Consider the following 20,801-nt stretch of genomic DNA (forward strand, 5'->3'; position numbering starts at 1 on the left):
CTCAAAACTCGCCGCAGCCGTGCTGTCCGTTCACGACCAGACAGTTGTTCAGATTCGGCCGCGAGCGCACGCGCTTCCATTCCGCCGCGAGCGCGTCGGCGTCGCCTTCGGGCTGTTGCAGCGCGAGGATCGGCTCGTTCGTGCCGACGCAGATGTTGACCGCGCCCAGATTGCTCTCGTAGACGAAGGTCTGTTCCTGCGCCGTGAAAAGCGGCTGAAGTCCGCTGGTGTTGAAAACGGCGCCCTGAAGCTGCATCGGCGTGACGGTCAGCGTGCCCGGCTCCACGACGACGTTGTAGCCAACCGGCGACGAAAACGTGCCGTCGATGCCATACACGCCCGCCGCCGATATCGTCGTCGCGGACGAGCCGAGCCGCCCCGCGACGACGGACGTGCTGCGCCGATCGCCGGCCAGCAGACCGCTGACGTCGAAACCGAACGCGCCGTTCGCTCCGCCTTGCTCGCGCGTTTGACTGCCGATGGTGACGGTGACCGTCGGCCGGTCGGCGTAGACGAAGTGGTTGCCGTCCGCCGGCACGACGCTCTGCGACGGCTGCCCGTTCCAGCTACAGAATCCGCCGTAGACGCAGCCGTAGAAGTTCGGCAGCGCGCCGCCCGGATCGACGCCGTTGCGGTTCTCGCCGTTGCGCGTCGCCGCCCAGATGCGCCACGCGTTGCCCGCGCCGATCGTGCCGCCCGACGCGTTGTCGAAGACGCCGCGCTCCATCACGAGGTCGATGCTGCCGCCCGCGCTCAGGTGCGTCGGCGCGCCGGGCGTGCCGGGTGTTCCGATCGCGATCGCGCCGCCATCGGAAATCGCGGTGAGGTCGCCGGTGACGTTCGGCTGCGATCCGCCGATTCTGGCGAGGTTGCCCGTCGCGCCGTCGAAACCATTGGCGCTCGCCGTGCCGATCGTGAAGCCACCCGCCGTCGCAAACCGCACGTCATGCGCGCCCGACAGCGCGAGCACTTTGACGTCGTTGCCCGCGTCGGCGAGATCGAAGTCGCCGCCGCCCGCGAGCAAAAGCGTCTGCGCTTTTATGCCGCCCGGATCGGTGACGCGACCGGACGAATCGAGCGCGAGCGTCCTGTCCGGCATCGCGGCGCCCGATGGCAGATCGATGCCCTGGCTGCCCGCGCCCGTGTTCTGCAGCGTGAGGTCGTGCGCGAAGCCTTGCGGCAGGCTGACCGTGATCTTCCCGGCCTGGGTCGACGAGCCGATGACGACCGTCGCGATGTTCGACGCGATCGCGCCGAGCATCGACGGTCCGATGCTGAGGCCGCTGCTTGCGCCGAGCACGTTGATCGCCTGCGCGTTGTCGCCGACGATGTCGAAGTCCGCGCCGACCTTGCCGGGCACGAACACGACCGTGCCGAAGCGCGACGAGAACGTGCTGCCCGAATCGTCGAACACGAAGCCGTATTTGCCCGAGTTCGACGCCCGCACGACGATCGTGCCGTAGTCGCCCGCCGAGAGCGTCGCCCGGTTCATATACAGCGCGGTGGCGGCGTCGGCGGGTGTCGATGCCGTGACCGACACCGTCTGCGCGGGCGCGTTGGCCTGAAGCGTCACATCGGCGAGCGATACGCCTTTGCCATGCGCGCCGTTCGCGTCGAGCTGGCCGTTGGTGCCGCCGCGAATATCGATCGAACCGTTCGCCGAGCCGACGACGCCGCGATTCGACGACGACGTGCCTGCCAGCGCCACGCCGTCCGCGCCGCTGCCCAGACCGTAGATCGTGACCGCGCCGTCGGCGTGCAAGCCGAGCGCCGGGCTCATGCCCGCCACGAACACGCCGTAGGCGGCGATGCCATCGGGCGCGGTGCCGCGAATCGACAGCCTGCCGCCGCTTGCCGCGACATCCGATGCTTCGAGATGCACGCCGTCGAAATGAACCGGTTCTTCGTTGCCCTCGATCGCCGGAACGTAGCGCCGCTTGCCGTTCGCCGACGCGCCGGTGATCGACACGTCCGCGCCGGTCGATGAGATCCGCGCGTTCTGCGCGTACACACCCGCGCCCGCGACCGCGGCGCTGCCGCCGCCGGCCGTCGCGCCCGTTCCCGTAATGCTCATCGCGCCGCCGGTGCCGAGCGACGTGCCGATGATCCGCACGCCGTTGCCCCCGACACGCCCGGGCGAACGCTGCACGACCGCCCCGGTGCCGTGAACATCGACGTCGCCGCTCGCGGACAAAATCACCGGAACGATCCCGCCAGCGCTCGTGCTGAGCGAAGCCCGCAGCAGGCTCACGCCGTCGCCGGTCACGCTGCCGATGCCGGTCGACACCGAGGTCGAAGTCGAAAGCGAGGCCACGGTCTGCACGGCGGGCCCCTTGCCGTCGATTGAAATGCGGCCCGTCTGCGTCTGCACGAGCGGTGCGTTCGCCGTGCTGATCGAGTTGATGTTCGTGGAGACGGACGCCGCCACCATGCTCACGCCGGAACCCGACACCGATCCGGTGTTGAGCGCCTGCACCTTCGGCCCGTTGCCGTTGAGCGTGATGCTGCCCGCGCCGCCTGTGCTCAGCGCAACCGACGATCCGCCGATGGCGATGCCCGAGCCGCCGACCGTTCCGCCGCTCACGGTTCCCGTGACGCTCGCCCCGTTGCCCGTAACGAAGATATTGCCGGCGTCCGAAACGACGGACGGGCTGAAGGGAAAGCCTTGGCCCCCGTCCGCCGCGATGCTCACGCCCGAGCCGGACAGCGTTCCCCCGGTCAGGTTCGCGATCGTGGTCGCGGAGGCCGAAATCGAGACGTTGCCCGAGCCGGTATGCACGAGCGGACCGACGCCCGAGCCGAGGAATTCCGGCCGCAACATCACGCCCGCGCCGCTCACGCCACCGAACGCAGTGCCGATCGACATCCCGTTGCCGATGATGTTCACGTTTCCCGACCCGGTCCGTATGACCGTGGTGCTCTGGTCGAGGCGTGCCGTCGGCGCGATCAGAACGCCGCCGCCGCTCACCGAGCTGACCGCGCTATCCATCGCCGGTCCCGTACCGGTGATGGAAATGTTGCCCGTCGTGGTACTCAATAGCGCCGTCGACGGACCGAGCGATGCCGGACGAAGCGCGACGCCGTAGATGTCGGTGAACGTCTGCACGCGCTCCTTGGTGGTCGGCGCGCTGCCTGTGATGCTGATGTTGCCCGACGACGTGCGCAGGCTCGATGTCCCGCCGATGGCGACGCCCGCCGGCGCCCCGAAGTCGCCGCCGGCCTGCCCCGACACGGAAATGTCGCTGACCGAAGTGGCGATGCTCGAACTGCTGATGGTGACGGGCGCATAGGCCTGGTTCTTCGTTAGGCCCACGTCCGTGTCGCTGATCCCGAAAATCGTGTCCGGAACCTTGAGCGTGCCTTGCCCGTTGATCGTCACCGAGCCGCTCGCGAGACCGGTCGGGCCTTGCGGCACGGTCGTCTCGATCCTGGAGTCGATGATGCCGACCGCCGCGCCGTCGAAGCGCTTCGCGGCCGCGGGCGTCCCGGCAACGCTTTGCGGCACGCCGATGGCCAGATAACCGCCATTCGTGCTGATCGACGCGCCGGAAAGCAGAATGTTGCTTTGCCCCGAGGCGCCCGTGTTCGCGTCGAGCACGACGTTCAGCTTGCCCGCCGGCCGCTGGTCGCCCGCCGCGCCGCCGATGGTTCCGAGCACGGTGATGGAGCCGTTGGCGCTCAGCGTGAGCGTGCCTTCGTTGTCGGCGGCGGTCTTTGTGATGCTCGTCCCTTTCAGCATCGTGATGTCGCCGTTGTATTCGCCTCCGCCGTCCTTGCTGGTCGAGATCGTCACCGACGCGCCCCGGTTCAGTTGCGACGTGATGTCCGACGCGAGCACGTAGCTGTCGCCCGCGCCCGGCGTGAACGTCACCGGATTCGTCGTCGTGGAAAGAGCCGGACCCAGGCTCGTGCTGAGCGCCTGAAGCGAGCAGCATGACGTGCTGTCGGTGGTGCCCGTGCTCACGCTCGACGGCGCCGTATTGACGATTTCGATGCTCGACGGATCGAGCAGCCATTGCCCGCCGTGCCCGCGCAGCGCCTCGACGTGAATCCGCGCACCGTCCGTCGCCAGATACTTGCCCGACGTCTCGACGAGCCCGCCGTTGCCGCCGCCCGGCCCGCCCTTCGCGGAAAGCTCGCCGTACACGCGCGCCGCTTCCGTCCCGAACATGACGATGTTGCCGCCGTCGCCCGCGACGAGCGCATCGGCCATGACGTGCGCGTTCGGGCTCATCCAGAGCGCATCGGCGTTGACGATGTCCGGCGCCTTGCCCGCCGCGCCGCCGCCCACACGCACGCGGCCGCCGCCGCCCGCGCCGCTCGCGTCGACACGCGCACCGTCGCTCACCGCGACGTGGTAGCCGGTCACGTCGATCTGTCCGCCCTTGCCCGAATCGGGCGCGCTGACATCGACGCTGCCGCCGATATCCGTCTCGCCCGCCGATCCGCCATCGAGCACGATGCGCCCGTTGCGCGACTCGACGCTCCTCGCGCGCACCGTGCCCGTCTGGTTGAGCACGCTCGCCGCGGCGTCGTCGGCGGCGCGCGCCGACATCACGATCTGTCCGCCGTCCGCCTGCAGCGTCCCCGAATTGCCGATGAGCGCGTTCGCGACCTTGTCGTTCACCTTCAGCATCGTGAGGCCGTCGCCCGCGAAATCGAGCGTGATGTCGCTGCCCGCGCCGATCGCGATCTTGCCGAGCGTCGCGCTGACGAGTCCGCTGTTGTCGACCTGCGCGCCGAGCAACGCGACCGCGCCGCCGGTCGCGGCCGTGATCGATCCTTGGTTCGACACCTTGCCGGCCGCCGCGCCGCCCTGCGCGAAGTGATATGTGCCCGCGAGAAACGCGTCGTTCGAAATGCCGAGCGTCGATGCGACGAGCGATCCCACATTCACCGATGCCCCGCGCGCGAACACGACGCCCGCCGGATTCACGAGAAACACTTGCCCGTTCGCGTTGAGCTGCCCCGCGATGCGGCTGACTTCATTGCCGACGACGCGATTGAGCAGCACCGCCTGCGCCGACGGCTGCGAAATATCGACGCGCTCGTTGCCCGCGATCGAAAACCCGTTCCAGTTCACGATGCCCTTCTGCGAGCCTTGCGTGATCGTCATCGACGTCGCGTTTGGCCGGTTGACCGTCACGCTGCCCGCCTGAACCTGCTCGCCGACCGGCAACGCGAACGCGCCCGGCGCCGCGACGACCACGAGGAGCGGCAACAGCGCGGATACCCTCACATCGGCGCCCATGTGACGGGCGGCGCGTCTGGCGAAACGCCTGATCGCGCGCTCCCATTCCCGGCGATGCCTGCGGGTCCGTAGGCAGGTGATGTCGCTCATGTCGAACTCCTCGTTTCCTGTTTCCGCGCTAGAACGATTTGGATACCTGCACGTAGACGCGCGGCACCTTGTCGTCGCCGGTGGTGTCGGCGCGGGTCGTGCGCCAGGCCACGCTCGCATCCACGGTGATTCCGTACGGCCCGCTCCAGAACGCGCCGAGACCCACGCCGCTGCGCGTCACGGTGTTCGCGCCCTGTCCGGGAATCGAGCGCGCGTTGTAGCGGCCCACGCCGATATCGAAAAACGTCGACAGCGTGAGCGACGGAATCACCGCATAGCGAAGCTGGGCCGTGGCGATCAGCCCTTCATCGACGACGGATTCCGACGGCGAATACGCGCGCACCGCACGCGGCCCGCCGAGCGTGATGCGCGACGAGCTGTCGAGGTTCTGGTTCGCCCATTGCCCCGACACGCCGACGAAAAAGCTCGTATTGCGCGTGATCGCGTTCAGGCGATTGGCCTGCATCGTGAGGCGCACGCTGTTGCCTTGCGTGTTGCGCCCGAACGGTCCCTGATCGATGGCCTCGGCGAGCGCCGAATCGATGTTCAGATGCGCGAACGCCAGTTGCACGTCCGCGCTGTTGAAGCCGCCGCCGAGAAAGCTGTCGCGGCTCTCGTACGACAGCCCGACGCTCGCCACATACAGCTTCTGCGGATTGTCGAAGCTGACGCTGTCGATCTTGTCGGTGAGCGAGCGGTATTCGAGCGCGCCGCGCAACAGCAGGTTCTGGCTGCGCGAGCGGATCAGCGGATGCGACACCGACGCGGTGACGACATCCGCATCGCCATGCGCGTTCAGCGAGGAGAACTGCTCGCCGAGGTAGTAATACAGATGCGAATACGCGATGCCGACGCGCGTGCCGCTCGCATCGACGGGCGCGTCGTAGCCGATGCGTCCGTAGACGGTATCGGCGCGCTCGGCCGCGAGCAGGTTGATGTCCAGGTTGTCGCCGATGCCGAACGGCGACGCGAGCCGTCCCACCGCGCCGAGCCGCCAGCGCCCGGCGGGCGCCGCGCCGTAGTCGTCGACGGAAACCGCGAAGTTCCAGCGGCGCGTCGGCTCGACCGTCACGTTCAGATCGACGGTGCCGGGCGCGCTGCCCGTTTCCAGCGCCGAGCTCACGCGAATGCCGGGCAGGTCCGACAGCAGGAGCATCGTGCGTTCGAGTTCGGTTTGCCGCAGCGGCTTGCCGGGCTCGATCGCGGCGAGCCGCGCGCGCACCATCGATTCCTTGACGGGCGCGCCGGGCGCCATCGTCAGCCGCACGCGGCCGATCTTGCCTTCGAGCACGGTGAACGTGACGTCGCCGTTCGTCACGTCCTGCGGCGGAATCACGACCTGCGCGAGCGGATAGCCGCGCTCGCGATACGCCTGCGCGACCTTCGTGCTCATGGCGTTCAGATCGTTGATCGACACTTCCTGGCCGATCCTGTCGGAAACGAGCGCGAGCAGCGTGTCCGAGGGCAGCGTTTCGTTGCCCGCGAAACGAATGCTCTTCAGCGTGAACTTCTTGCCGTCCGGCACTTCCGGCGCGGCGGCCGGCGGCGCGGGCAGCGCGCTCGAACCGCCCGGCGGCGGCGCGGACGTCGACGGACGCGGCTGCTCGTTGAGCAGCGTGCCCGCGCTCGGCACTTGCGCCGTGCCCGGCATCGGCACCTGCTGCGCCCACGCGGAGAACGCGCTTGCACAGACGATGCCGACGCCCGCCGCACGCGCTTTCGAACGTGAGGAAAAGCATGGGGATTTCGTGGCGTGGTTCACTTCTGCAATCCTCACCGGTGATCGGAAAACGTCTTTCAGCGCGCGACCGAGAGCCGCCAGTTGCCCATCAGATCGAAAGGCGCCCAGTAGAACGGATGAGCGAACTTGCCGTCGGCGAGCACGGCGAGCTGCGCGTCGCGCATCGCGTCGATGGCTTCCTCGCCCTTCGTGAGCGCGCCGTAGAACGTGCGCATGGTGAGCGCGGTCGATTCGTCCGAAACGGGCCACATCGACACGAGCAATGCCGACGCGCCCGCATAGAAGAACGCCCGCGTGAAGCCCATGATTTCGTCGCCGCGCTCGATGCGCCCGAGCGCCGTCTCGCACGCCGACAACGTGACGAGCGCGACGGAATCGAACTTCAGGTTGTAGATGTCCTGCGCGAGCATCGGGTCGGGGCCGTCGGCGGGCTGTTTCGCGGGCGCGAGCAGCACGCGCGAATGCAGCGGATCGATGGTGTCGGCCTGCGCATGCGTCGCCACATGCACGATGCGGCCCTCGGGCGCGTTGTCGCTGAAGGTCTTGCGCGTGACGTCGCCTTGCAGAAAGGTCTCGCGCTGCGCGAAGAGCGGTCCGATCGCGCGGACTTCGGCTTCCGCGCCGGGCAGATCGAATTCCGGCGAGATGCGCGGATTGCCGAACGCGACGAGATTGCTCGCGATGCGCTGCTGCCGCCGCACGAGCTGCACCGCGATGCTCGCCGATGGCGCGAGCGCAAGCGCATGCCGCTGGATCAGAAACCCTTGCGCGTTCCTCAGCGCCTGAAACGGCATGTAATGCAGCGAGCCGTTCGGCACGATGACGATCCGTTCGTTCGGCCGCAAGCCGAGCGGCTGGATCAGGAGCGCATCGAGCTTCGCGCCGTAGGTCAGCGCCTGCGGACGTCCGCGGATGATCGACGTGCGGAAATCTCCGACGGCGAGCGTCATGTCCTTTCGCGGAACCGGCAGCGTGAAGCCCTGAATGCCGTCGCGGCGCACGACCCACGCGATCAGCTTGTCGGGCAGGCCGTGATATTCGACGATCGCCTCGCCGGGATTCAGCGCGCTCGTCACGTCGTCGAGCGAGAGCGCGCGGCCGTTCAGTTGCGTTTCATCGACGTTCGTCGCGAGCCGGTTGCGCACGACATCGAGCAGCGCGCGACTGCGGCTTCTCTCGGAAAGCGCCCACGCCTGCTTGTAGTCGCCGTCCTCGACGACGAGCGCGATCGTTTCCTCGAAGACCGTCTGCGTATCGGAGAACAGGCCGGTCTTGAACTCGTCGCTGCGAAAGCGCGCGCGGATCGTTTCCGAATCGTCGAGCGCGGCGAGCCAGGCTTCGCGCGCCTTGCCGCGGTCGCCGAGCGCGAGATACGCGCGGCCCATGCCCTCGTGCGCCCACAGGTTGTCGTAGCTCGCGTCCGAGCCGCCTTTTGTGGCGCTTGCGGAAAACGCTTCGAGCGCCGCCTGCGGCTTGTGCTCCGCGAGCAGCAGATTGCCTTCGATGCGCCTGCGCAACGGCGCAAGCAACGTGTCCTTCACGCCGGACGTTTCTTCGAACGTGGCGCGCGCGCCGGCCGCGTCGCCGGTCGCGATCTGCGCGTTGGTGATCGAGAGGAGCACCATCGGCCGGTAGCGCGCCGACGCCGTCGCGAGCGCCGCGCGATATTCCCCGAGCGCCGCCGACGGATCGCCGCGCCGCGCCGCGATATCGCCGAGGATCTTGTGCGCGGGCGCGAGCACCTGCTCCGGATTCTTCCCGCCCGCCGCGATGGCTTCCTTCGCGTAGCGTTCGGCATCGTCGAGATCGCCCGCATAGCTGTACGCGATGGCGAGATCGCGCCGCGACAGCGCGGCGAGATGGGCGTTGTCCGTCTCCCGCGCGACGACGAGCGCCCGCGACGCCGCCTCGATGCTCTCGCGGAAATCGCCGCGCTCGGCCGCCGCCACCGACATGCTGCAATACGCGTAGCCGTCGAGCTTCACCTGATCCCGCGCGAGCAGGAGCCGCCCTTCATGCGACAGCGTCGCGATGGTTTCCGCGTCGCGCACGCGGGCTTCGGCCTGACGCGCGGCCGGCGTGAGCGCCTGATCCGCCGTGGCCGCATGCGCCTTCTGCGCCGTCTGCGCGCAGACGTTAAGCATTGCAAAGAGCGCGAGCCCCGCGCATGTCCGCCCGATCGGTTTCACGAACGCCCTCCTCGATGACCGCCGCTTCGCACTGGCGCTACCGGCGAAGCGCCAGCGCGGTGCCCTCACTAGACGAAACACCGCGAGCGATTTGAAAAGCGCGGCGTTTTCGTTCGTCTGTTGTGGTGTCCGAAGCCACTTGCGAAGTCACACGATCCCAATGATGGAGAACCCGCGTCCGCGTCTTTGCGCACTGCTCTTTTGCGCGCTCGCGGCGAGCGCCTGCAAGTCGCCGCCGCCGCCGCCCGCGCCGACGGTCGTGCGTATCAGCGTGAGCGCGCTGGATGGCGCGAATCCCGATCACGCGGGCCGCCCGTCGCCGGTCGTCGTGCGCGTGTACGAGCTGAAGACGACGGCCGCCTTCGACAGCGCCGACTTCTTCACGCTCTACGGCAAAGACCAGGCGACGCTCGGCGGCGATCTCAACGCGAAGAACGAATACGTGCTGCGGCCCGGCGACAGCCGCAGCGTCGAGCAGACGGTGCAGCCCGGCACGAAGTTCGTCGCGGTCGTGGCGGCGTATCGCGACATCGAGCGATCGCGCTGGCGGGCGAGCGCGCCGGTGCCGCCGAACCAGACGACGCTGATGAACGTGCGTATCGACGCCGCCGACGTATCGATCGCCGCGCAGCCCGCGCCGCCGCCATCGGGCAAGAAGAAGTGACAGCGCGCGCCGGTTTGCAAATCCGCCGCGCTGAATCGTTCTTTCAGCATCGAGCCCAAGCCCATACGAGGCACCATGACCTGGCACCAACGCATGATCTGGTCCGAGGGCCTGTTCCTCGAACCCCAGCACTTCCAGCAGCACGACCGCTTCATCGAGCATCTCGTGCGCTCGCACGCGCGCGCGACCGAGGCGTGGTCGTGGGGCTGGGCCGCCGTGATGCTCGACGAAATCGCGCTCGGGCTCGGCAAGATCGCGCTTGCGTCGGCGTTCGGCGTGCTGCCCGACGGCACCGCGTTCTCCTTTCCCGACGACTTCCCCGCGCCGCCGCCGCTCGACATTCCCGCCGGCACGCGCGACGAGCTCGTGTTGCTTGCGCTGCCGCTCGCGCGCGCGGGCGCAAAGGAATTCGACGCCGATGGCGCTGCCGATGGCCGCATCGACGGATTGCGCTTTCGCACGACGGATACTTCCGTCGCCGATATAACGACGAGCACGGACCGCGTCGCGCAGATTCGCGTCGGCGCGCCGAACGTGCGGCTCATGCTCGCGCGCGACGCGACCGACGCCTTCGCGACCATCGGGCTTGCGCGCGTGCTGGAACGGCGCGCCGACAACCGCGTCGTGCTCGATCCCGGCTACATCCCGCCGATGCTCCACGCGCACGCCGACCCGCGTCTCTTCGGCTATGCGCAGGAACTCGCCGGCCTCGTGCATCAACATGCGGACCGCCTGGCGAGCCGCCTCGCGAATCCGGGGCGCGGCGGCGTCGCGGAGATCGCCGATTTTCTGCTGCTGCAAACGCTCAATCGCTTCGAGCCGCAGTACGCGCATCTGTTGCAAGTGCCGCTGCTGCATCCCGAACGCCTGTATCAGACGACGCTCGCGCTCGCCGGCGATCTCGCCGCGTTCGACGAGCGCCGCCGCGTGCTCGCGTATCCGCCGTATCGCCATGACGATGTCGCGACGTCGTTCGAGCCGCTCATGCGCGACGTGCGGCAACTGATCGGCATCGTGCGCGAACCCGACGCCGTCGCGATCGAGCTGCAAAGCCGCAAGCCCGGCGTGCGCGTCGCGCTCATCAACGATCTGGAGCTCGTGAAGAGCGCCGGCTTCGTGCTCGCCGCGAACGCGCAAATGCCGGGCGAAGCGCTGCGCACGCGCTTTCCGACGCAGGTGAAGATCGCGCCCGCTGAAAAGCTGCGCGATCTCGTCAATCTCGCGCTGCCGGGCATCGGCCTGCGCGCGATGCCGGTCGCGCCGCGGCAGATTCCGTTTCACGCGGGCTTTTCCTATTTCGAGCTGGATCGCGGCGGCGAGCTGTGGAAGGAGCTGGAGCAGACCGGCAACCTGGCGATGTACATCGCTGGCGAGTTTCCGGCGCTCGAACTCGAATTCTGGGCGATCCGTCATTGAGCGAGGTCATCGACGAACATGACGAACGACGACGATCCCTTCGCCGGATTCGAATCCGATCAGACGATGATCAAGCCCAACCCCGGCGCGCGGCGGCGCCGCGCGGGCGGCGGAAGCACGCAGGGACCGTTCTCGGCGAGCGGCGCGGCGGCCTCCGGGCAGCGCGCGTTCGACGCCGCCTTCGCGACGGGCGGCGCGGTGAATCCGCTGGTCGCCGCGTGCGCGCCGCTGTTGCAGCTCGCCGCGCGCATCCGCACGATGAGCGCGTGCGCCGATCCCGCCGCGCTGCGCGACGCGCTCGCCGCGGGCGTGCGCCGCTTCGAGGACGAGGCGCGCACCAACGGCATCCCGGCGGAACAGGTGACGGCGGCGCGCTACATCGTCTGCACGATGCTCGACGAAGCCGCGTCGGGCACGCCGTGGGGCGCGGGCGTCTGGGCGCGGCAAAGCCTGCTCGTGACGTTTCACAACGAGGCGTGGGGCGGCGAGAAGGTCTTTCAACTGCTCGCGCGGCTCGCGCAGAAGCCCGCGCAACATCTGCATCTGCTGGAACTGGCGAGCATGGTGCTCGCGCTCGGCTTCGAGGGACGTTACCGCGTGGCGGCGCAAGGCCGGCAGACGCTCGACGCGATCCGCGCGCGGCTGTATCAACTGATCCGCAAGGAGCGCGGCGAACCGGAGCGCGCGCTGTCGCCGCACTGGCAAGGCGTGCCGACGGCGCGGCGGCGCACGACCGACGTGCTGCCGGTTTGGGTCGTCGGCGCGTTCGCGCTGCTCGTGCTCGCGCTGGCGTGGCTCGCGATGAGCTTCCAGCTCGGACGCCTCTCCGATCCCGCGTTCGGCACGCTCGCCTCGATCCGCGCGGGCGCGCAGCGTCCTCTCGTCGTGACGCAGGCGGCGAAACCCCGTCTCGCGGAATTCCTCGCGCAGGAAATCCGCGATGGCCTCGTCGCCGTCGATGACCGCGTCGACCGTTCAGTCGTCACGCTGCACGGCGACAACGTCTTCAAACCCGGCAGCGCCGAAGTGTCGGGGCAGACGCGGCCGCTCATCGAACGGATCGCGGCGGCGCTGAAGGCGGTGCCCGGCAACGTGCTCGTGACGGGCCACACCGACGACCGGCCGATCCGCTCGGCGCGCTTTCCTTCGAACTGGGAGCTGTCGCAGGAACGCGCGGCGAACGTGCGCGACCTGCTCGCGGCGACAATCGCGCCTTCGCGTCTCAAAGCGGAAGGCAAGGGCGACGCCGATCCCGTCGCGCCGAACGATTCGCCCGCCGGCCGCGCGCGCAACCGGCGCGTCGAAGTGACGCTGTTCGCGAAGCCCGGGTCCTGACATGAAAAAAATCCTCTCGAGCCTGTTTCATCCGGTGCTGCTGCTGATCGTCGGGCTGCTGCTCGTTGCGGCTGCGATCTGGATCGCCGGGCCGCTCCTGTCGTTCGCGCACAGCTATCCGCTCGAATCGGCGATGTCGCGTTACATCGCGATCGGCTGCGTCGTGCTGCTCTTCGTGCTGCGGCGGCTCTGGGCCGCGTGGCGCGCGCGGCGCACGCAGGCGGCGCTGTCGGCGGGACTCGCCGCGCAGAGCGAAAGTCCGCGCCGCGAGGCTGCCGCACCGAGCGCCGGCGAAGCGGAAGTCGCGACGCTCGGCAAGCGTTTCGACGAAGCGCTCGCCGTGCTGCGCGAGGCGCGCATTACCGCGTCCGGCAGAAAACCCGGCTGGCGCGACTGGGTCACGCTCTCCGGCCGGCAATATCTGTATCAATTGCCGTGGTACATGTTCATCGGCGCGCCGGGCGCGGGCAAAACCACGGCGCTGGTGCATTCGGGGCTGCGCTTTCCGCTCGCCGAGCGCTTCGGCACCGACAAGATTCGCGGCGTCGGCGGCACGCGCAATTGCGACTGGTGGTTCACCGACGACGCCGTGCTCATCGACACGGCCGGGCGCTACACGACCCACGAAAGCGACCGCGACGCCGACCAGACCGCGTGGCAAGGCTTCCTCGCGCTCCTGAAAAAGACGCGTCCGCGCCAGCCGATCAACGGCGTGCTGCTGACGCTCGCCGTCCCCGATCTGCTCGCCGCGACGCCCGCGAGCACCGACGAAACCGCATCGACCTTGCGCGCGCGCATGCGCGAACTGATGCAGGCGTTCGGCACGCGCTTTCCGGTCTACGTGCTCGTCACCAAGACGGATCTGCTCGCGGGCTTCACGGAGTTTTTCGCGGATATGTCGAAGGAAGAGCGCGCGCAGGTGTTCGGCTTCACGTTTGCCTACGAGCCGAAACGCACGCTCACGCAGGCCGCATTCGGCGAACGGATCGATGCCGAGCTGGACGCGCTCGAAGCCCGGCTCGTCGCGCGTCTGCCGGAGCGCCTGAACGCGGAAAGCGGACTCGCGCAACGCGCCGCGATCATGAGTTTTCCGCAGCAGTTCGCCGCGTTGAAGCCGCTCGTCGCCGATGCGCTGCGCGCGACCTTCGTCCAGTCGAAACACGACGATGCACCGCTTTTGCGCGGCGTCTATTTCACCAGCGGCACGCAGGAAGGCACGCCGATCGATCGCGTGCTCGGCTCGCTCGCGCGCGCGTTCGGCATCGAGCGGGGCGTGCAGCCGCCGCGTCCGTCGAGCGGGCGCAGCTTCTTTCTGGAGCGGCTTCTGACGCAGGTCGTGTTCGCCGAACAGGGACTCGCCGGATCGAATCTGCAATGGGCGCGCAAGCGGCATCTGTGGCGGCTCGGCGCGTATGCGGTCATCGCGGCCGTAACGGCTGGCGTGCTCGCGCTCTGGGGCACGAGCTATGTGCGCAATCGCAGCTATGTCGCGAACGTCGATCACACCGCGCGCGCGGCGAAGGAAGCCGTGGCGGGGACATCGGCGGCGGGCACGAATCTCGTCGCGCTGCTGCCGTTGCTGTCGGCGGTGCGCGGCCTCGCATCGACGCCTCAGGTCGATGCCGCGCATCCGCCGATCGCGATGCAATGGGGCCTCTGGCAAGGCGCGAAACTCGACGCCGCCGCGACGCTCGCGTACGAGCGCCTTCTGACCGATCTGTTCCTGCCGAAGCTCGCGGCGCGCATCGAGGAACAGGCGCGCGGCGCGACGCCCGCGAATCCCGGCTACGCGTACGAAGCGCTCAAGGCGTATCTGATGCTGAATCAGCCCGATCATCAGGATGCCGATGCGCTCAAGGCGTGGATTCTCACCGACTGGGACCGCTCGCTGCCGCGCGAGGTCGGCAACGAGGAGCGCGCGGCGCTCGCCGGGCATCTCGATGCGTTGCTGGCGCGCGGCCTCGTGCATCCGAATCTGCCGTTCGACGAGCGTCTCGTCGCGCATCTGCGCGCCATGCTCGCCGCCAACACGCTCGCGCAGCGCGTGTACGGGCGCGTGAAGCAGCAAGGCGTCGGCGCGGATTATCCGGAGTTCACGATCGCGCACGCGGGCGGGCCGAACGCGTCGCTCGTGTTCACGCGTTCGAGCGGCGCGCCGCTCACGCGCGGCGTGGCGGGGCTTTATTCGTTCGACGGCTATCACAAGGCGTTCCTGAAAGCCGTCGATGAAACCGCCGCCCAGCTCGCCGCCGAAGAGCCGTGGGTGCTCGGCATCCGCGATCAGGGCGGCCTGCCGCGCGGCGATCCGGCGGCGATGCAGCGCATCACCGAGGACGTGCGGCTGCTCTATCTTCAGGATTACGCGCGGATCTGGACCGAGTTCCTGAACGATGTCCGCATCGTGCGCGCCGACACGCTGTCGCAATCGACGCAGATCGCGCGCATTCTCTCCGCGCCCGATTCGCCGCTCGCCGCGCTCGCGAAGGCGGCGTCGCGCGAAACGACGCTCGGCGCGAAGCCCGAAAGCGAAACGACCGTCGTCGATCGCGCGGGCGACAAGCTCGGCGCGGCGCGCGAAAAGCTGCTGAAGGTGATTCGCGGGGCCGATCCGACGCAGATCGCGCCGGTCGCGCCGGGCGCTCAACTGGAAAGCATCGTCGATGACCGGTTCACCGGCCTGCGCGCGCTCGTGACGAGCCCGGGCGCGGGGCAGCCCGCGCCGATCGCGCAGACGCTCGCCGTCATCAACGATGTCTACACGTATCTCAGCGCCACCGACGAAGCCCTGCAGCAGAAGACCGCGCCGCCGCCATCGGACGCGCCGGCGAAGCTGCGCACGCAGGCCGCGCGCATGCCCGAGCCGATCCGCACCGCGCTGCTCGATCTCGGCAACCAGGGCGCGGCGCAGTCGCAGGAGGCGCGGCGCGTGAATCTGTCGGCGGACCTGAAGGAGTCGATCGCGGCGTTCTGCGTTCGCGCGGTCGGCGGGCGTTATCCGTTCAACCCGAATTCCGCGCGCGACGTGCTGCCTGAAGACTTCGGCACGCTGTTCGCGCCGGGCGGCAGGTTCGACGATTTCTTCCAGAAGAACCTCGCGCCCGACGTCGATGTTTCCGCGAAGCCGTGGGCGTTCAAGAAGTCGGATTCGTCGGCGTCGCAGATCAGTCCGGCCGGTCTGGCGCAGTTCGAGCGCGCCGCGACGATCCGCGGCGTGTTCTTCCGCGGCGGCGGCAAGTCGCCCGCGCTCGCGCTGCAGTTCAAGCCGCTCGACATGGACCCGTCGATCCTCTCCTTCACGCTCGACGTCGACGGGCAAGTGCTCACCTACGCGCACGGCCCGCAGATCGCGACCGCGATTCAGTGGCCCGGCACGCGCGGCTCGGGACGCGTGAGCCTGCAACTCACGCCGCCGCCGACGAGCGGCGCGAGCAATCTGGTGTTCGAGGGGCCGTGGGCGCTGTTTCGCATGTTCGACCGGCTCGACGTGCAGCCGACCGATCAGCCGGAGCGCTTCATCGTCACGTTCGATGTCGAAGGGCGCAAGACGCGCTTCGAAGTGACGGCGAACAGCGTGGAGAATCCGTTCCGGCTCGCCGATCTGCGCAAGTTCTCCTGTCCGGAGCGGCTATGAACGACGCGCTCGGCGGCACGCTCGCGGACGACGGCGCGGCGATCGCAGGCTGGTACGGCAAGCTGCCGTCGCTCGGCGATTTCGCGGCGCGGCGGCTGTCGGACGCGTTTGTCGCGCCGTGGGACGCATGGCTCGCCGAGCGCGTCGGCGAAACGCAGCTCGCGCTCGGCGACGCGTGGCTCTCGATCTATCTGACGTGCCCGGTGTGGCGCTTTTTCGCGATGCCCGGCGCCATCGCGCCGACGCTGGGCGCATGCTGGACGGGCGTGGTGATGGCGTCGGTGGACCGCGTCGGGCGGCATTTTCCGTTGACGATCGCGGCGTCGCTGCAGGCGGCGCCATCGACGGGCGGCGAAGTCGCCGCGCTCTGGCAATGGCTTTCGGCGATCGAGAATGTCGCGCTCGCCGCGCTCGATTTCGATCACAGCATCGAGCGGCTCGACGAACAGCTCGCCGCGCTGCCGGTGCCGCAGCCGGCGAACGCCGGCACGCGCGCCGCCATGCTCGACGAACCGTGGATCGCGCAATCGGCCGCGACGCTGCCCGATTCACTCGCGCGCACGCTCGCGCCGCTCTGGCAAACCGAGATCCAACGGATGAGCCTGTGGACCGCCGCGCAGACGGCGCCCGCTCCCGACGAGCCCGACGAGCCCGACGAGCCCGACGATCGCGACGATCGCGCGCCGCGCCCGATCACGATCTGGCCGGCGTACGGCCTGCCCGACACGGCGCTTTTCATCACCCTGCTGCGGGACTGCGGATCATGAATGCGACGGGCAGGCTACCGGAAGAAGGCGGCGGCACGACCGGCAACGCCGGCAAGACCGAAACCAATCCGGGCGACGCGGGCGACGACAAGACGGTGATCGTCAGCGGCGCGCGCGTGCGTCGGTCCGACGTGGCGGGCGCGGGCGCGCCTTCATCGACGTCCGACGCGCCGCCCGCGCACAGCATCCTGCCGCCCGGCACGCGGCTCGGCGAGTTCGAGATCGTGCGGCTCATCGGCGAGGGCGGCTTCGGCATCGTCTATCTGGCCTTCGATACTTCGCTCGACCGCTACGTCGCGGTGAAGGAATACATGCCGGCGGCGCTCGCCTCGCGCGTCGGCGTGACGCAGGTTCAGGTCAAGTCCGGCCGCTACGAGCCGATGTTCCGCGCCGGTCTCAAGAGCTTCATCAACGACGAGGCGCGGCTGCTCGCGCGCTTCGATCATCAGTCGCTCGTGAAGGTGTACCGCTTCTGGGAGGCCAACGGCACCGCCTACATGGCGATGCCCTACTACAAGGGCGTGACGCTCAAGGAAACGCTCCGGGCGATGAAAAAGCCGCCCGACGAAGCCTGGCTGCGCGCGCTGCTCACGCCGCTCATCGACGCGCTCGCCGTGCTGCACGCGTCCGACTGTTTTCATCGCGATATCGCGCCGGACAACATCATCCTGCTGGAGGAAAGCCATCGGCCGGTGCTGCTCGATTTCGGCGCGGCGCGGCGCGTGATCGGCGACATGACGCAGGCGCTCACGGTGATTCTCAAGCCGGGCTACGCGCCGATCGAACAGTACGCCGAAGTGCCGTCGATGCGGCAAGGACCGTGGACCGATCACTACGCGCTCGCCGCGCTCGTGTATTTCGCGATCACCGGGCGAACGCCGCCGCCTTCGGTCGGGCGCGTGGTCAAGGACAGTTATCAGCCGCTCGCGAAACTGGCGGCGGGCCGTTACTCCGACCGATTCCTGAAGGCGATCGATCATGCGCTCGCGGTTGCGCCCGCGCATCGGCCGCAGACCGACCGGCAGTTCGCCGCCGAGCTCGGCATTTCGCTCGACGACGCGCCCGCGCCGCGCACGGCGAAAAGCGCGGCGCGCAGGCGTATCGGCTGGGCGGCCGGCGCCGCGTGTCTGCTCGGCGCGGCGGCGACGCTCGGATGGTTCGTGCCGCGCTTGACGTCGCATCATGCGCCTTCGGCCGAGCGCGTCGCTGCTTCGGCGGTCGTCCCGGCTTCGGCGCCTGCGCCGGAGGTCGCGCCCGAAGCGCCGCCGCCTCCGCCGCCCGCCGCGCTGCCGCCTTTCACGCCCGATGGCGAATTCGCGCGCATCGTTTCGCTCGCCGATCCGTCGTTCGATGTCAAGGTGGACGTGCCCGTCGCGCGCGCCGTCGTCGACCGCGACTTGTTGCGCTTCGCGATCACGAGCAATCGCGACGGCTATGTGTATGTGTTCGTCGTCGATCCGGCGAATCAATATCTGCAACTGTTTCCGAACGCGCTCGATAGCGACAATCGCATCGGCAGGAAGAAGCGTCTCGTGCTGCCGCGTCCGAGCTGGCCGATGCAGGCGGGCGAGCCCGTCGGCGCGAATCATTTCGTCGCGATCGTTTCCGCCGCGCCGCGCGAGTTCCCGGCGCTCGGTCTCGCGCACGACGCCGTCTTCGCCAGTCTCTCGCCCGAGGCACAGAACGCGGCGGCCGCGCAGCGGACGCTCAGCGCATCGCCGTTCGCGGGCGTGCCGGCGTGCGGCGGCAACGCGCCGTCGTGTCCCGTCGCGTATGGCGCGGCGACCTTCAAAATCGATGTCGTCCGTTCGTCTAAATAGAGAAATTCGAATCGAAAGCGAAGCGCTTCGGCCGCGAGACGAGGGCACCATGGCATCACGAACGAGCGGCGTCGCCGCGCAGCCGGGCATCGCGCCGGGCGCTTCATCCGGAACGGCGCATCCGCTCGCCGCCTTCGCCGCCCTTGCGTTGACCGCGGCCACGCTCGCCGGATGCGCGGGCGCGCCGCCCTCGCCCGCCGTGCGCGCCGATGAGGCCGCGCCGCCCTCCGCGCCAGGCGACGACGCGCGCATGGTCAGCGCGACAGGCGCGGAGCCGGGCATCGCGAATCCGTCGCCGGCGAGTCCGTCGGCGTCGGTCGGCATGAACGCCACGCCTTTCGCGACGAAGAACGCACTCTATACGCCCGTCGCCTTCGCGAGCCTGCCCGGCTGGGCGACCGACAACGTCGCCGAATCCTGGGACGCGTTCCGGCGCAGTTGCGGCGTGCTGAGCGGCAAGCCGGCGTGGGCGGCGCCCTGCGCGGCCTCGCGCGGCGTGGATGCGCGCAACGCCGCCGCGGTGCGCCGCTTCTTCGAGGACAACTTCACGGTCTATCAGATCCTCAATGTCGACAGAAGCGCGCGCGGCGTCCTGACCGGCTATTACGAGCCGATCCTGAAGGGCAGCCGCGAGCGCCGCGCGCCGTATGTCTATCCGGTCTACGGCGTGCCGACCGACATGCTGTTCCTCGACGCCCGCCGCCTGCCGCCCGGCGCGCGCGGCACGCCGGTTCCGGCGCGCATCGAAGGACGCAACGTCGTTCCGCTGTCGACCGTATCGATGAGCGGCAAGACGTACACGCTGCGCGTCGGCGACAGCGTGCCGGACATCCGCGACAAGAAGCTGCGGCTGCGCCGCGAAGGCGCGGATATCGTGCCCTACTACGCGCGCGCCGATATCGAGCGCGGCATGAGCCGCGCGCCCGTGCTCGCCTATGTGGAAGACCCCGCGATGCTCTACTCTATGCAATTACAGGGCGCGGGAAAGATCGTGCTGCCCGACGGCAAGAGCGTCATCCGTCTCGCCTATGCGGAACAGAACGGCTTCGCGTTCAATCCGCCCGTCGCGAGCGCGGGAAGCAAGGGTCGCAAGATTCTGGTGCGCGGCGTGGAGATCGATCTGGAAGAAGGCAGCGTGAGCACGCAGAACGCAAAAAACGATGTCGGCGGCGCGGCTTCCGACGATGTGCCTCAGTCCTCGCTCCTGCGCGGCGCTCAGGACGCGGACGCGGACGGCGCATCGCCCGCCGTGCATGGCGACGCCGACGGTCCGCCGCAATCGCCGCTGCTGCGCGGCTTCACGCTCGCGAAGAGCGCCGCCGTTCCCGCCGCGCGTCCGGCGCGGGTGAGCGCGCCGGCCGCGCCATCCGACCGCGCCACGGACAAGACCGCGACGCCATCGCTCGCGAAGAGCGCGCCGATCGGCTATGCCTTCGCGGCATCGGACCCGAGCTACGTCTTTTTCCGCACGATCCCCGATTCGCCCGCCGGACCCATCGGCGCATTGGGCGTGCCGCTTTCCGCCGGGCGCTCGGCCGCGATCGATCCGCGCACGACGCCGCTCGGCGCGCCCGTCTTCGTCAACGCGAGCGAAGGCGGGCCGGCGGGCGCATCCATCACGCGCCTGCTCATGGCGCAGGACGCGGGCGGCGCGATTCGCGGGGCCGTGCGCGCCGATTATTTCTTCGGCACCGGACCGCAGGCCCAGCAGCAGGCGAGCCGCATGAAGCAGCCGACGCAAATGTGGGTGCTCTTGCCGAAGGGCTTGCGCATCTCCGCGAAGGAGACCGGCGTGCGCGTGCGCGGCGGGCCCGCGATGCCGAGCGCGGATTGCGTCGTCAGCGATCCCGACCTGTGCGTCGACGATACGCAATGACGGAACCTATCGGGGAAGCGC

General features: G+C 69.0%; 10 protein-coding genes. 7 read left to right on the forward strand and 3 right to left on the reverse strand.

Going from position 1 to position 20,801, the window contains the following annotated elements:
• Position 1 precedes the first annotated feature (1 nt).
• Genes QCE58_RS16905 through QCE58_RS16915 form a run of 3 tightly spaced genes read right to left on the reverse strand, consistent with a single transcriptional unit; the run spans position 2 to position 9,271 of the window.
• Positions 2–5,341, reverse strand: a complete 5,340-nt coding sequence (locus QCE58_RS16905) for an S-layer family protein (protein WP_250522469.1) — start codon at positions 5,339–5,341, stop codon at positions 2–4.
• 28 nt (positions 5,342–5,369) lie between these two features.
• Positions 5,370–7,103: a ShlB/FhaC/HecB family hemolysin secretion/activation protein gene (locus QCE58_RS16910; RefSeq protein WP_250522468.1), complete on the reverse strand. Its 1,734-nt coding sequence runs from the start codon at positions 7,101–7,103 to the stop codon at positions 5,370–5,372.
• A gap of 35 nt (positions 7,104–7,138) precedes the next feature.
• Complete coding sequence (locus QCE58_RS16915; protein WP_250522467.1) at positions 7,139–9,271, reverse strand: CHAT domain-containing protein; 2,133 nt, start codon at positions 9,269–9,271, stop codon at positions 7,139–7,141.
• 163 nt (positions 9,272–9,434) lie between these two features.
• Here QCE58_RS16915 and tssJ point away from each other — a divergent pair, with 163 nt between their 5' ends.
• The 7 genes from tssJ to QCE58_RS16950 all read left to right on the forward strand — a co-directional run bounded on the left by tssJ (position 9,435) and on the right by QCE58_RS16950 (position 20,780).
• On the forward strand, positions 9,435–9,935 hold the full coding sequence (gene tssJ, locus QCE58_RS16920) for a type VI secretion system lipoprotein TssJ (protein WP_250522466.1): 501 nt from the start codon (positions 9,435–9,437) through the stop codon (positions 9,933–9,935).
• A 75-nt stretch (positions 9,936–10,010) separates the two neighbouring features.
• A complete protein-coding gene (gene tssK, locus QCE58_RS16925) occupies positions 10,011–11,351 on the forward strand; it encodes a type VI secretion system baseplate subunit TssK (RefSeq protein ID WP_008346440.1) in 1,341 nt (446 codons plus the stop codon).
• An 18-nt stretch (positions 11,352–11,369) separates the two neighbouring features.
• Positions 11,370–12,686: a DotU family type VI secretion system protein gene (locus QCE58_RS16930; protein WP_008346439.1), complete on the forward strand. Its 1,317-nt coding sequence runs from the start codon at positions 11,370–11,372 to the stop codon at positions 12,684–12,686.
• A gap of 1 nt (position 12,687) precedes the next feature.
• Positions 12,688–16,317, forward strand: coding sequence for a type VI secretion system membrane subunit TssM (gene tssM / locus QCE58_RS16935; RefSeq protein WP_250522465.1), 3,630 nt, complete (start codon positions 12,688–12,690; stop codon positions 16,315–16,317).
• Positions 16,314–17,084 (forward strand): type VI secretion system-associated protein TagF, encoded by a 771-nt coding sequence (gene tagF, locus QCE58_RS16940; protein WP_250522464.1) that lies wholly within the window; start codon positions 16,314–16,316, stop codon positions 17,082–17,084. The genes tssM and tagF overlap by 4 nt, the downstream gene beginning before the upstream one ends.
• Complete coding sequence (locus QCE58_RS16945; protein ID WP_250522463.1) at positions 17,081–18,904, forward strand: serine/threonine-protein kinase; 1,824 nt, start codon at positions 17,081–17,083, stop codon at positions 18,902–18,904. The genes tagF and QCE58_RS16945 overlap by 4 nt, the downstream gene beginning before the upstream one ends.
• A gap of 49 nt (positions 18,905–18,953) precedes the next feature.
• The gene (locus QCE58_RS16950; RefSeq protein ID WP_250522462.1) at positions 18,954–20,780 is read left to right on the forward strand and encodes a murein transglycosylase A; all 1,827 of its coding nucleotides are present in this window, start codon (positions 18,954–18,956) and stop codon (positions 20,778–20,780) included.
• The last annotated feature ends 21 nt before the right edge of the window (positions 20,781–20,801 follow it).

It is taken from the genome of Caballeronia sp. LZ028, assembly GCF_031451415.1.
In the GTDB taxonomy this organism is placed as follows: domain Bacteria; phylum Pseudomonadota; class Gammaproteobacteria; order Burkholderiales; family Burkholderiaceae; genus Caballeronia; species Caballeronia zhejiangensis.